Here is a 14,993-nt window from a genome sequence, read left to right on the forward strand (position 1 = left end):
CCCCATTCTTTTATATTCTATTACCTTCTGAATCAAAGAAATGTAATCCATCTACATCAAATTTAAAGTTATGTACTTGACCTACTTCATACTCATAATAACTTGGAACTGTTATTATTAATTGTTTTCCATCTTGAAGTTTTACATATAAGGCTTTTTCTTTTCCTAACATTTCTATTACATCTATTTTTGCTGCAAATCCATTAATATCTGATTGTTCTGATGAGAATCTTTCACTTCTTATTCCCACTGTTACATTTTGCCCTTCATATTGTGAAAGTTTTTCTTTCATTTCACCATAAGCATCTATTTTAACTTCTCCACTTGTGCTTACAAATAAACCATTTTCAATTTTACCTTCAATAATATTCATTGTAGGTGATCCTATAAATTTAGCAACAAATAAATTTGCTGGTCTATTATAGAAATCTTCCGGTTTACCTACTTGTTGTATTACACCTTTATCTAATAACACAATTTTAGTTGCCATAGTCATAGCTTCTGTTTGATCATGTGTTACATAAATAGTTGTTGTTCCTAAATTTTGATGTATTCTTACAAGCTCAACTCTCATGTGTTCACGAAGTTTTGCATCAAGATTTGATAATGGTTCATCCATTAAGAATATATCAGGTTTTCTAACAATAGCACGCCCAAGTGCAACCCTTTGTCTTTGTCCTCCTGATATATCTGAAGGTTTTGAGTATAGATAATCTGTTATTTTTAATATTTTTGCAGCTTCTAATACTCTATCATGAATTAATTTTTTATCTATTTTTCTCATCATAAGTGAGAATGCCATATTATCATAAACTGTCATATGTGGATATAGTGCGTAACTTTGGAACACCATTGCAATATTTCTATCTTTTGGTGCAAGTTTATTTACCACTCTATCTCCAAATACTAATTCACCTTCAGTTATTGAATTAAGTCCAGCTATCATTCTAAGTAATGTACTTTTTCCACAACCTGATGATCCAAGTATTACACAAAAATCTTTATCATTTATTTCTAAATTAATATTTCTTATTGTAAAGTTTTCTCTTCCTTCATACTTTTTACCAATATTTTTTAATTCTACTTTCATCTTATCTCCCTCTATCCTTTAACTGAACCTGACGCAAGTCCTGATACTAGTTCTTTTTGTAATACTGCAAATAGTAAAACAATAGGTATTGCTGTTAGCAGTCCTCCTGCTGCGAATGCCGGTTGATTCATTGTTCTTTGGTCTGTAATAAGTGTGAATAAACCTGCTGCAAGTGTATAACTTTTTGGATTAGTAAGTAATACTTTCGGTAGTAAGTAATCCATAAATGGACCTATGAATGACCATAATGCTATAATTGCAAGCATTGGTCTTGCAATAGGCATTACTATAAGTCTATATATTTGCATATTTGAACAACCATCAATTTTTGCAGCTTCATCTAATTCTGTTGATATAGAATCTATATATCCTTTTAATATGAAAGTATTTCCTGCTATACCACCTATTGCATATATCAATATTAATGTCATTTGTCTTGTGAAAAATGGAAATATTGAAGTTATTATTTGGTGCATAGTAAAGTAAGCAACTATTCCTCCAAATGCAGGTATAACTTGTATTAACATTATTGCCATAAGAGATTGTTTTCTACCTTTAAATCTAAATCTTGAATAAACATAACCTGTAAATGATACTACAAGTAATGTTAAAAAGGCTGTTGAAAACGCAATATATAAAGTATTAACAACCCATCTTAAATATAGAGTTTTTGTAAATAAATATTTAAAATGTTTTAATGAAAACATAAATTTACCATTTAATATTATATTTTGTTCTTGTGCCCCATTAAATGATGATAATACCATTTCAATTAGAGGTACTATTATAAGTATAGCCCAAGAAATTAGTAGTATATAACTTATAGCTAGGTTAATTTTTCCTACAAGTGTTAAAGGTGGTTTATCTGATAAGTATAAATTATTATTTTTCTTTTTCATTATAGTTTTTCCTCCTTAAATGCCTTAGAATTTTTATAACCTATAAAAGCTACTATCATAAGTCCTATTGATATAAATATTGTAATTGCTGATCCTGCTGCTTGATATCTATTTTCTATTGTAAGTTTATATATATATGAAATCAATAAATCAGTAGATCCTGCTATATTTCCATATTTAGATGGTAAGAATGGACCACCACTGTTAAATAGGTAAATAGCAGAGAAATTATTAAAATTAAATGTATATTGACCAACTAAAAGAGGTGATGTTTGAAACAATACTAATGGCACAGTTATTTTAGTAAGCCTTTGATAATTTGTTGCTCCGTCCATGTCTGCTGCTTCATACAAGTCATTTGGTATTGCTTGTAAAACTCCTGTTGATAATAAGAAAACATATGAACTTCCAAGCCATGTTTGCATTAATATCAAGAATATTCTTGTATATGTTGGACTTTGTTTTATCAGTATATCTGTTCCTGTTATAATATGTAATATTCTTGTAATAGATCCTGTTGATGAAGCCATTATACTAAAGAACATAATTGTGATAAATGCAGGTACTGCCCAAGGTAGAAGATATATTGTTCTAAATATAGCCTTACCTTTTATTCTTTCATTATTTGCAATTATTGCTAACATAAATCCTACAAATACTGCAAGTGATGTTGCACCGAAAGTCCATATCAATGTCCAACCTATAATTAACCAGAATGGTCCTCCAGCAATTCCTTGTCCTTTTAATAATAATTTATAATTATTAAGACCTAACCAACCAAATTTTGATTGATGATTTGGATCCATTCCTGTAAATGATAAGAATATTGTTGTCATTATTGGAACAATTACTATAAATAGTATTAATATAAATGCAATTGTTGCAACTATATATGGTAATCCTTCTTCTTTTAAATTTTCTATTGTTTCAAAGAAAACTCTAGGTCTTACACCTTTTAATTTATCATTTAAAACCTTTTTTACATCATAAAATGATAAGTAAAAAATCGCAACTACTATACATACTAAAATTATGGCAATTATACCTTCAATCATAAATATCATAGATTTATCAAGTTTTTTACCATTTTGTGCTAAAGTATAAAGCCCATATAACCCTTTACCTTGATAATTCCCAAATCCAAGTGCATAAGGTATAGCTGCTAAATAAATGAATAAAGTTCCTATAAATGCCATCAATGCTTTAAAATATTGACCATTTAAAAATTGACCAAGTCCTGGTATAGGTAATGTTAAGTAAGGTAATGCCTTATTTACACCTTCAACTTCTACAGGAGTTCTTCTTCTAATATCTGAAATATCGTATTCTAAAATGCTTATATCTGATTTAATATCGTGTTTTAAAGAGTATTCTAAACTTCTTTTTTCGCTTTTTAACGCAACACTAGGTATTGCCAGCTTAACTATTTCAAGTTCATCTTTTATTCCTCTTTTTAGCATTTTTACAGCATTTGAATAAGCTTTGCCTGAAATAATGCCTTCTTCTTTTTTAGCCTTTAAATCTTCAATACCTTTTTGTAATTGTATTTTCTTTTCAGCTATTGCATCTTGATATTCTTTTTGTTTTTGGTTTTCTATATGAGTTTTTATATTTTTTGAAGCCTCATTGATTTTTATAAGTGTCTCTCTAATAGCTTTATGTTTTGAAATAATCTCACCAATTCTAGTCATTTCAAGATAGCTTACTTCAAAGTAATACTTAGCATCATAACTAAGTTCAACATAATCTTTATAGAAGTCATATTTTTTCTTGGCAAGTTCTTGTCTTATAGCAAGTTTTCTTAATATACCAGTTTCTTCATTAACTTCTATTTTGAAATTTTTTAATTTATCATTGAACTCTTTTTCTTTTTTCAAAAACTCGTCTAATTTTTTCAAATAATCCAAGTCTTGTCCACCGGAAGCCTTAGCTTTTAGATGTAAGTTTTTTCTCTCGTGTTCAATGTCATAGCTGTCAAATAATTTTTCACTAATCATCGCACTTATCCTTTCTCTTGATTTATTAATGTTACTATGTATATTGCAACTAATATTTGCATAATAATACTTATATAATAAAATATTAAATCTTTTCCTAATGGATATACAAATAACTTATATAAAATATTTGAAGCTATAAGTATTAACCATATTAACTTATATGTTTTATCTATTTTTATTTTCTTATGTATTATAAAAGTATAAATTGCTAAAAATATATAAATTATAATATTAAAAAAATAATTAATAGTATTAGCTATAATATAATCCTGCCTTGATATTTTTTGTATATAAATATTTATATCTTTTGTTATTACAAGTGATTGTAAACTTTCAATAACTATGACTAAAAATACCATAGCTAATAATATTAACAGCTGTTTTTTATTTATGTAAAATTTATTATTCATTGTTCCCCTATAATATAAAATTGAGTAAGAGCAAAAATAACTCTTACTCAATTAACATTTTTTTATTTTCCAAGGTTTGTTAATAAAGCTTTAAATGAAGCTTGTATTTCTTTATATGCATGTTCAACAGTTGTAGGTTTTTTAGCATTCCATGAAAGTATTGCATTTTGCCAAGTATCCCATACTTGTCCCCATTCTTCAAGTAGTGGTCTGTATGCAGCTTTGTCATAAGATTCTAACATTGAAGTAACAACTTTCTTTTCAGAAGCTGATAAATCTGATTTTTCATAAGTTTCTTTTGTTACATTTTCCATAACTTTTCCAGTTGTTTTGAAAAATTCTACCGCATAAGCAGGGTTCATTAATTCAGATATTAATTCTTGAGCTAATGCTAATTTATTAGCATCTTCTTCTATTCTTGCATTAATTCCTAAAGCCCATCCACCTTTCCAGTGTCTTAATGCTTTTCCAGCAAATGTTAAGTTGCTTATAGGTAATATTTCAAGATTTTCTGCTCCTGCAAGAGAAGTTAAAGCAGATGTAGACCATGGTCCTTCTATTCTTGCTACTGCTGAATGACCTGTTTTAAATTCTTCGTCCATATATCCAAATCCTGAATTTAAATCAAATAAAGCTGTTTTTGCTTGATGATTTTTTTGCCAGTATTCAAATATACCTTTTATAACTGCTTGTTTTTCAGCAGGTAATTCGCTATATTCCATTGCTAAATCACTGAAGAATTTATTATCTTTTTTACCTAATAATTCTATGTCAGCTGAATTAGTTACTGCTACACCGTACCATGCATTAAATACAGGTAACATAGCTTGATTTACAGGTAATGCAGTTATTTCAATAGGTTTAGTTATATCAACTTTAGCATTTTCCGCATTTACTTTATTAACAAATGTTATTAAAGTTTCAATGTTAAATGGGAATCCAACATATTTATCTCCGTCTTTTAATTGTCCTCCAAGACCTTTTTCATAATCCGCAAATCCTCCAACTCTATCAGCTATTGTTTTAGCATCAAATGTTGCTAAAGCTTGCTTTTGCATTAAGTTAGCTAATCTATCTAATGGATATGCAAAAACGTCAGTAACATCTTCATTTTGAGCATCAGTTGAGTCTAAAATTCCTAAATGATCAAATGAAGATATTTCTTTAATATTAATAATAGCTTCTGGATTATTTGCTTTTACTCTTTCTATAGCTTTTTCGTAGTAAGGAACCCATTCTTTTTCAGCTTGAACTGTTATTTCTGCTTTAATTCCTTTAGCGGCTCCTGTAGATTCTTCTTTTTTACCGCAAGATACAAATATAGCTAGTCCTGCCATTGCTAGCCACATCAATTTATTTTTCAATTTCATCTTTCCTCCTCAATTAGCATGTAATCGTTTTCATTTATATAGTATACCTTGATTTTGTTAAAAGTCAAGATAATTGTAGGCTTATTTTAACTCTATAATCTCATCAAAATATGGTTTACTTTCATCATATAAGTGGTGAGTAACCATTACTATTGTTAAGTCTTTTTGAGCTAATATATTTTTTTCAATTTCTATAGCTTTTTTCTTGTCAAGGCTTGCTGTACTTTCATCTAATATCAAAATATCTTTTTCACCCATAATTTCTCTAGCTATTGAAATTCTTTGTTTTTGTCCACCAGATAAATCATCTAAAAATACATTATCTAGTCTATCCATTGCAAATTCATCTACATATGATAATTTCAATGATTTATTAAAGACTTCTTCATTTATATTACGCCCTATTAATAAATTATCTTTTAAAGTTTCTTCAAATATATATGGCTTTTGTTATATTATTCCTACCATTTTTTGTAAACTTCTAAAACTTATATTTTTATAATCCATTCCATCTATAAAAATATTACCACTATAATTTTGTATTTCTCCAGTTAAAAGTTTTAATAATGTTGATTTCCCTGATCCTGATTCTCCAATTATAGCAACTTTCATTCCTTTTTTTATTTTTAAGTTAGGATAATTAATCTCTTTATTATCAAAACAGACTTTTAAATTATATGTACTCAATTCATTTTCAAATTTTAACTTATTTTCTTTTTGTTCATAAGAAAGTATATATTTATCTAGTAATTTAGAAGTCGCACTAAATGTTACTATATTGTAAGCAGCACCTCTTGCATAATTAAATAAACAACTTGTTAAATTAGCTATTGAAAACATAACCCCTGTTGTTACTTTTCCTTTTATAATTAAATACCCTGTTGCAATAAACATAATAGTTTGTGCAATTATACTAGCTGTCATAGATACAGAATTAGCAATGGTTGAAACTTGTGTTAATTTAACTTTAGGATTTATCAAGCTTTTAAAACTTGATAAAATTTCATTTTTAAAATATGAAGTTTGATTATTATGATAAAAAACTTCAAAACCATTTATATAATCATTTGTCTTGTTTAAAACACGATTAGAATAATCTGATACTATTTGTGTAGCCTTAGATAACTTGCTTTCAAATATTTTTGATGAATAATAAACAAAAGCAGTCATAGCTATTGCAATTAATAATAGTAACCAATTTATATATATTATTGCAAAAGCATTTAATGATACAGTAACTATACTTTCAATAGCTCCGTAAAATTGATTAAAACCGTTATCTCTTAATAAATTCATATCATTTATTAACCAAGATACATAATCAGATTTACTGTTATTTTTAAATAAAGAGTAATCATTTTCTGATAAAGGAGTTAAAATGTATGCTCTTATAGCATTTAATTCTTCTTGCATAAGTCTTTCTTTAATTGTATCTTTTACTGCCTGAGAATAACTTACGCCAATCCAACATAATATATCTGCTAGCGACATCAAGATAAATAAATTCCAATTTTTAGAAATTATTGCATTTAAAACAAATGTCAATAGTAACGAAGATAAAACGTTTGTTGCAGCCCACACAAACACCAAAAAAGAAACCATATATTTTGTAATTTAAATTTTAATATGTAATTATATATAACTTTTTTATTTTTCATTTAATAATTAATCTCCTCTTATTTAACTGAACCTGATGTAACTCCTTTTATAATATGCTTTTGAGCGATAAAATAAAATATTATTACAGGTATTATTGCAAGAGTTAATCCTGCTAATGCCAAGTGCCATTGTTTTGTATACTCTCCAAAGAAAAAGAACATTTTAAGAGGTATAGTTTCAAGCCCTGTCTTATTTATTACAAGTGAAGGTAATAAATAGTCATTCCATATCCATATTGTATTAAGTATCATTACAGTTACTGTTATAGGTTTTAACACAGGAAATATTACATACCAAAACACTTGAAATCTATTACAACCATCTATAATTGCAGCTTCATCAAGTGATCTTGGAAGTGCATTTATGCTACCATGATATAAAAAGATTGACAAGCTTGAACCAAAACCTAAATACATAAACATAAGACCTGCTCTATTTAACATATGAGCTTTACCAAATAATGAAATAAGAGGTATCATTACAGCTTGAAATGGTATTAACATTGCTGCAACAAAGACAAAAAATATTATATTACTAACTTTACCTTTAACTCTTGACAATGCATATGCTGCCATTGAAGAAAATATAACAATAATTGATATACTTACTACAGTTATTAATATTGAATTAAAAAATGTTTTAACAAATGATAAATTTTCTGCTGCTTTTATATAATTATCAATATGTATACCTTTTGGCAAGTTTATTGGTGATTCAAATATTTCTCTTTTAGTTTTAAAAGAATTTGATATCATTAAATAAAAGGGAACTAACCAAAGCATTCCTAATAATGAACCTAAAAACGTTAAAAATATTTTAGACTTTTTCATTAAAATTCTACCTCCCTTTTCTTATTATAATAAACTTGTATAAGGGAAATTGCTGCAACAGCTATGAAAAATATTATAGCTTTACTTTGTGCGTATGCCATTTTATTTTCTGCAAATGCCGTATTATATATATTCATCGCAACCATTTGAGTAGAATTAAATGGTGCTCCACCTGTTAATGATAAATTTTGATCATACAATTTAAAAGAATTGGATAACGTCAAAAACATACTTACTGTAAATGCAGGTGCAACAAGCGGAAATATTATGTGTCTTAAAATTTGAAACGGATTTGCTCCATCAATTCTAGCAGCTTCAACAAGTTCACTTGGAACACTTTCCAAATGAGCTATATATATTATCATTATATATCCAGCCATTTGCCAAGCAGTTAAAATTACAAGCCCCCAAAATCCAGTTTTTGTAGTCGATAACCAGCCTTGAAGTGCTTCAAAACCAACTAATTCACCTAAAGAATTAAAACCTTCTAAAAATACAAATTGCCATATAAATCCTAGTATAAGACCACCTATTAAATTAGGCATAAAGAATATAGTTCTTAAAAAAGTTTTACCCTTTATTTCTTGCGTTACTAATAAAGCAAGAGATAAACCTACAAAATTTATTATTATAACCGAAGCAATAACAAATTTAACGGTAAATATTATAGAATCTCTAAATCCTTTATCTTTAAATATTCTCATATAATTTGAAAATCCTTTAAATTCAGGAATATTAATACCATTCCAATTAGTAAATGAATAATAAATACCATATAATAAAGGAATAATTACAACTATAAATAATGCTAACAAAATAGGAGATAAAAATAGCCAAAAAAATAATCTATTTCTCTTTGATGTACTTTTCATTTTATAAATTTGTGTGATTATTTATAAATTATAAATAATCACACCTCTCCTCCCTAGATATTAATTTTATCTATCTTGTTGCCAACTATCTTTAGCCGTTTGAATAACTTTTTCCCAAGTTGTTTGACCACTTACATATCTTTGAATTTCAGCACCAAGTACATTCATTCCCCAACCTGATGGATAACCCATAAATACCCAGTTAATTGTATTTCCTTCTTTAGAATACTTATATATATCTTTTGCAAGAGGGTCTAATATCTTAGTTTCATCATATCCATTGTATGCAGGTATAAATTTAAATTCATTTAAAACATATTCTTTTCCTTTTTCAGAAGTATACATCCATTCAAGGAATGCTATAGCTGCTTTTTTAGTTGCTTCATCTTTATTTTTATTTATAGCCCAATACATAGGAACACCTACAGGTAATTTACCTTCAGCAACACCTTCAACATGTATAGGTATAAATCCTATATTTTTAGCTAATTCTGGATCTATTTGTTCTACTGAATTTAAAATCCAGTTACCTTGTTGTATCATAGCAACTTTACCTGTTGAGAATAATTTTTCAACTTGTTGTGAGTAATCCAAACTTACAGTTGGTTGTACTGAATATTTATTTTGTAGATCTAAAATATTTTTAAATTGGTTCGCATATTTAAATTCAACTGTTTTTGATTCAAATACTTTATTTATATTACCGTCAAATTCAGGTGATAAGAACACATTTGACAAATGAAGTCCTGTAACCCATGTTTCTTTTGCAGGTAGTGCAAATACCGCTTTAAGACCTAATTCTGCTTTTTTAGAATCTAATACGTTTACTGCTTCTACTAATTTTGCATAAGTTGTTATTTCTTCCGCTTTAATTCCAGCTTTTTCAAATACTGCTTTATTGTAAACGAAACCATATCCTTCTTGATTAAAAGGTAAACCATAAACTTTTCCATCAACAGTTACACCATCTAAAGTTTTAGGTAATGCTTGTTTTGCTAGATTTACATTTGTTAAATCTTCTAATTTACTCATGTAATCACTTACATCTTGAGGTCCACCAACATTAAATATTGTAGGTTCATTTCCAGAAGAAAATCTTGTTTTTAGAGCCGGACCATAGTCATCTCCGCCACCTACTGTAGTTACATTAATTGTAACATTTGGATTTTCTTTCATATATTCTTTAGCAATTTCTGTAAATTTATCTTTAAATTCAACTTTAAATTGAAATACATCAATAGTTACTTTTTCATTTGTAGTATTTTCTGTTTTATTCTTACAACCTACCAACAAAAAAAATAGCATTGACAATAATAGTGATAAGTTAAAAAACTTTCTCATCATAAACCCTCCTCATTAAACGCAAACGCTTTCATTTATACTAGTATATCCCATTTTTTTCAAAAGTCAATCTTGTTTTTTTATCAATTTAAAGGTAAAATATAGCCATTAGGAGGAGACATGAACAATCGCACAAAAGGACTAATTTTATCAATTTTCAGTGCTTCTCTATGGGGAATCGGTGGAAATTTTACACAATATATTTTTGCACATTCTACTTTCACATATATGCCACTTGTTACAATAAGAATGTTTCTAACAGGTATTATTGTACTATTAATAGGAATTTATTTAGAAGGTTTTGACAAAGCTAAAAAAATGTTACAAGACCGAAACACCAGATTAAAGTTATATATATACTCAGTTTTTGGCATGATAGGAGTACAAGTGCCTTTTTTTGCAACTATACAATATAGTTCCGCACCATTTGCAACATTAATACAATTTTCAACACCGCTTATTATTATGATATACATCAGTTTAAGAACAAAGAAAATGCCTACAAATAATGAAATAGCTTCAACATTGACAATATTAGCAGGTGTTTTCCTTGTAGTTACAAACGGTAATTTAGAAACTCTTATTGTTGATAAAAAAGCTATACTTTGGGGAATAACAACAGCTTGTGGATTCGCTTTTTATTTATTATATGCAAAAGAATTTTTTAGTTGGCCCACTACTTTTACTATGGGATATGGTATGTTATTAGGTAGCATTGAACTTTTTATTTTTTTACCTAACAAAAACATATTTATTCATTTTACAGATATAAAAGTAATACTTGCATTTTTATTCATGGTTATATTCGGAACAATAATACCTTTTTATTTTTTTGTGGAAAGCATAAGATACATCAGTGCTAAATTAACCTCAATTTTAAGTGTTGCTGAACCAATAGTTTCACTATTTGTTGCAGTTATTTTTTTCAAAGATGTTTTTGGAATTATCCAATTAATAGGAGTATTTCTAGTTATCGTTTCAGTATTAATAATAGGATTATTCGCAAAAGAATAAGGGGAGGTTATATATGATAAAAAAAATGGGATTAGTTCCAAAACTTATTTTATCTATTATTTTAGGTATAATAATAGGACTTTATATGTCACTTGGAATTATTAGAATTTTTAAAACTTTTAGTATTTTTTTTGGAAGTTTTTTATCTTTTTTCATTCCATTTATGATAATAGGATTTGTTGTAATAGGGATTGCAAGACTTACTAATGGTGCAGGTAAACTTTTAGGAATTACTGCCGGCATCGCTTACATTTCAACGATAATTGCAGGAACATGTTCATATATATTTGCATCACTTTTTTATAAAAATTTAATAAAAGGACTAAGTGAAAAAATTGGTATTCACTCAAAAATAGTTAATCCATATTTTTCAATACCTTTAAAACCTGTCCTTGATGTTACCGCAGCAATAATATTTGCCTTTATGATAGGTATTACTATAAGTTACCTAAAAAAGGAAAATAAAGGAAATTATACTTTTCATTTTTTTGAAGAATTTGAAATGATTGTTACTAAAATTTTGTCAAACTTTGTCATTCCGTTATTACCTATACATATTTTAGGAATATTTTCTGAATTATCGTATTCAGGACAAGTTTTTTCAATAATAAAAATATTTGTAAAAATTTATTTGTGTATATTTGCTATACACTATGCATATATGCTTTTTATGTTTTCAATTGCAGGTATATTTACTAAGAAAAATCCATTTACATACATTAAAAATCAATTACCTGCTTATTTCACAGCTGTAGGTACACAGTCTTCTGCGGCTACAATACCTATAAATGTAAAATGTGGTTTAAAAAATGGCACTTCTGAAGAAATAGTTGATTTCGTTATACCATTATGTGCTACTATACACTTATCAGGTAGCATGATTACTTTAACAAGTTGTATTATGGGTATTTTAATTATGAATAATATGCCACATTCATTTTCTGTGATATTTCCATTTATTTGTATGTTAGCAATAGCTATGGTTGCTGCACCAGGAGCACCCGGAGGAGCTGTAATGAGTTCTTTACCTTTCTTATTTATGGTAGGTATCGATTCTCAAGGTGCATTAGCTTCTTTATTAATTGCACTATATATAACACAAGATAGTTTTGGCACAGCTATAAATGTTTCAGGAGATAATGCTATTGCAATTTATGTAGATACTTATTACAAAAAATATATAAAATCATGAAAAAAAAGCCTGTTTTTGCAGGCTTTTATTTAATTATTATTTCAACTCTTCTATTTGAAGCTAAATTTTTATTCACTTTATTATTATATCCAAAACTTGATACTTTTCTTATATTTTGCGGATTTTTAAGTCCTAATTTAATCATTAAATCAACAATTTTATTTGCTCTTTTAAGTCCTAAATCAAGATTATACTTTTCATTTGCATTTGTATCAGTATGTCCTGTTATATCTATTATTCTATCTGAATATTTTTCATTTATTTCTTTTATAATTGCTTTTAATTTTTCTATTTGTGTATTTTTAGGAACATATTTATCATTAGTAAATTGATCTATTACATATAGCTTTTCTTCAAATTTACTTGTTTTAATACTTTTAATTTCTTCTCTTAATTCATTTATTTCATTTTTTAATTTATTAAATTCTTCTCTATCAGCCATTACATAAGATTGATTTGATGAAATAGCAGGTTTTGCTAAGTTTCCAAAATTTGCATTTATTCCGGCTCCAACTACAAAATCTTTTCTAGTATCTATTCCTGCACTTAGCTTATATACTATTCTTCTACTTGGCTCAGTTCCACTTATTCCTAGTGCAAAACCACCTTGTTTATTATAATAAGCAGCTCCAAATCCTATAGAAACTAATCTACCTTCTCCTACTTGAGGTATATTTGCCATTGCAGATGCTGTTGCAATTCCTCCACTTAAATCTTTTCTTAGCTCTTTTATTTGATAAAAGTTAACGGCATCTGTATCTTCTGTACCTGCTACTACATTTGTAATTTTTTGATTATTTGCATTTAATCCCGTATCCCCTATATATTTTTTTCCATTATAACTAACACCATTATTATCAATAGTTGTATTTCCTGTTTTTACACTGTCAAACTCAGGTTTTTCAGACATTTGAATTTTTAATACATTTGATTCTATTTTTGTTTTTATATTTTTAGAACTTGCGTTGTTTCCACTATAGTCACCTTTTATTGTAAATGTATCTCCTAAGGCTACAGTATGTTCAATACCTTCATTAGCTGCAAATTTTAATCCCTTTTCTGCTAAGTTTTTTAATTGTCCTTCTGTTGCAGCTCTACTTTCATCTACATTACTTTTATCCCAAGTTGTATTTTTAAGTCCTGTTATTTCAGCTTTTACACCGTCAACTTTGACTTTTCCAACTTGTACATTTCCTTCCTGACCATTTAATTTTACTTGTTTTTCAGTATCTGAACCTAATGTTATTGTATCTTTAAGTTTTACTTTTATCTCACTATCTGTAACTTCAGTTTCTGTATTTTTATCATCTCCTGAAATAGTTAAAGACTTATTATTATTAATTGTCCCTTTCATATTTTTCATATACTCATATACAGTTTTACCTGTTACAAAATCTGTATTATTTTCTTCAATATTTCCATTACCTAATGTCTTTTTCCAATTTTCTTTGCTAAAACCAGTTGCTTTTTCAGGATCATTTGCTAATTTATGTAATTGAGAACCTGTTACAGCATCGTGCGAACCGTCTTTTATTTCCCCGTCTTTAAGATTAACTAATTTTCTTTCAGAACCTGATTTACCAATTGATAACGCATTTGTAACTGCTTCTGATTCCTTACCTAATACAATCGCATCTTTTACACCTGTATTGGCTATAATTTTTTCACCAAAAGCATAAATATCGTGTCCTGAATTGCTATCATTTCCTTCATTTATTTTATGATTATTACCAATAATATATGAATTACTACCATTTAATATATTATTAATACCCATAACTCCAGAATAATTACCTTTTATCTTATTACTTTTACCAAATGCACTATTATCATGCCCTTCTATTTTATTAGCTTCTCCAAATACATAATTATTATTGCATTTTTCACCTATTTTATTTATATCTTTACATTCTCTATTTTCTTCATTTACTTTATTATTATTACCTATTGTATAAGAATTTCCTGCGTATAATACGTTATTTAATCCAACCGCTCCTGAATATGGTCCATATATTATATTTCCTTTTCCAAAAGCACTACTTGCTTGTCCATTAATTTTATTATTTTCTCCAAAAACCTGTACTTCAGTATCACGAGCAGTCATACTGGAATTTTTCTCTATTCTATTACTGGTTCCCTGATTTGTTTCTGCATAAACTAAAGATGACGCAAATAAAAGTATTGCTACTTTTTTAAAGTTAAGATTTTTAAACATCTCTACACGCCCTTTCAATTCTTATATATTTAAATTTTTATTTTATTAAATCGTTTTCATAGCAAATATTTATACGAGTTTACCTTAATAAAATTAAAAGG

General features: G+C 27.6%; 11 protein-coding genes and 1 pseudogene. 2 read left to right on the plus strand and 10 right to left on the minus strand.

The annotated features are described in order from the left end of the window. Positions 1-10: 10 nt before the first annotated feature. From AWT63_RS04830 to AWT63_RS04870, 9 genes and pseudogenes are all read right to left on the minus strand, one after another. Positions 11-1,090: an ABC transporter ATP-binding protein gene (locus tag AWT63_RS04830; protein ID WP_068268689.1), complete on the minus strand. Its 1,080-nt coding sequence runs from the start codon at positions 1,088-1,090 to the stop codon at positions 11-13. Between the two features lie 11 nt (positions 1,091-1,101). Further along, entirely contained in the window at positions 1,102-1,989 is an 888-nt protein-coding gene (locus tag AWT63_RS04835; RefSeq protein WP_068268690.1) for a sugar ABC transporter permease, read from the minus strand. After that, complete coding sequence (locus AWT63_RS04840) at positions 1,989-3,986, minus strand: carbohydrate ABC transporter permease (protein ID WP_068268691.1); 1,998 nt, start codon at positions 3,984-3,986, stop codon at positions 1,989-1,991. Before AWT63_RS04840 ends, AWT63_RS04835 begins: the two co-directional genes overlap by 1 nt. A 5-nt stretch (positions 3,987-3,991) precedes the next feature. Further along, positions 3,992-4,399 (minus strand): hypothetical protein, encoded by a 408-nt coding sequence (locus AWT63_RS04845; protein ID WP_068268692.1) that lies wholly within the window; start codon positions 4,397-4,399, stop codon positions 3,992-3,994. A 62-nt stretch (positions 4,400-4,461) separates the two neighbouring features. Next, entirely contained in the window at positions 4,462-5,769 is a 1,308-nt protein-coding gene (locus AWT63_RS04850) for a sugar ABC transporter substrate-binding protein (RefSeq protein WP_082680457.1), read from the minus strand. A gap of 81 nt (positions 5,770-5,850) precedes the next feature. Then, positions 5,851-7,371, minus strand: a pseudogene (locus AWT63_RS04855) (ATP-binding cassette domain-containing protein). Positions 7,372-7,445: 74 nt separating this feature from the next. Beyond that, positions 7,446-8,258 carry a carbohydrate ABC transporter permease gene (locus tag AWT63_RS04860; RefSeq protein ID WP_068268693.1) on the minus strand — a complete coding sequence of 271 codons (813 nt, stop codon included), beginning with the start codon at positions 8,256-8,258 and terminating at the stop codon, positions 7,446-7,448. Continuing rightward, the gene (locus AWT63_RS04865) at positions 8,258-9,130 is read right to left on the minus strand and encodes a carbohydrate ABC transporter permease (protein ID WP_068268694.1); all 873 of its coding nucleotides are present in this window, start codon (positions 9,128-9,130) and stop codon (positions 8,258-8,260) included. Before AWT63_RS04865 ends, AWT63_RS04860 begins: the two co-directional genes overlap by 1 nt. 66 nt (positions 9,131-9,196) lie before the next feature. Continuing rightward, entirely contained in the window at positions 9,197-10,474 is a 1,278-nt protein-coding gene (locus AWT63_RS04870) for an ABC transporter substrate-binding protein (RefSeq protein ID WP_068268695.1), read from the minus strand. A 117-nt stretch (positions 10,475-10,591) separates the two neighbouring features. On the opposite strand from AWT63_RS04870, the gene AWT63_RS04875 reads away from it, so the two are divergent. Both AWT63_RS04875 and AWT63_RS04880 read left to right on the plus strand, forming a co-directional pair. Beyond that, on the plus strand, positions 10,592-11,485 hold the full coding sequence (locus tag AWT63_RS04875) for a DMT family transporter (protein ID WP_068268696.1): 894 nt from the start codon (positions 10,592-10,594) through the stop codon (positions 11,483-11,485). A gap of 13 nt (positions 11,486-11,498) precedes the next feature. Then, the gene (locus AWT63_RS04880) at positions 11,499-12,677 is read left to right on the plus strand and encodes a dicarboxylate/amino acid:cation symporter (RefSeq protein ID WP_068268697.1); all 1,179 of its coding nucleotides are present in this window, start codon (positions 11,499-11,501) and stop codon (positions 12,675-12,677) included. A 25-nt stretch (positions 12,678-12,702) separates the two neighbouring features. On the opposite strand, the gene AWT63_RS04885 is transcribed toward AWT63_RS04880, so the two are convergent. Beyond that, positions 12,703-14,892 carry an OmpA family protein gene (locus AWT63_RS04885; RefSeq protein ID WP_068268698.1) on the minus strand — a complete coding sequence of 730 codons (2,190 nt, stop codon included), beginning with the start codon at positions 14,890-14,892 and terminating at the stop codon, positions 12,703-12,705. Positions 14,893-14,993 lie beyond the last annotated feature (101 nt).

Source organism: Caviibacter abscessus, from assembly GCF_001517835.1.
Taxonomy (GTDB): Bacteria; Fusobacteriota; Fusobacteriia; order Fusobacteriales; family Leptotrichiaceae; genus Caviibacter; species Caviibacter abscessus.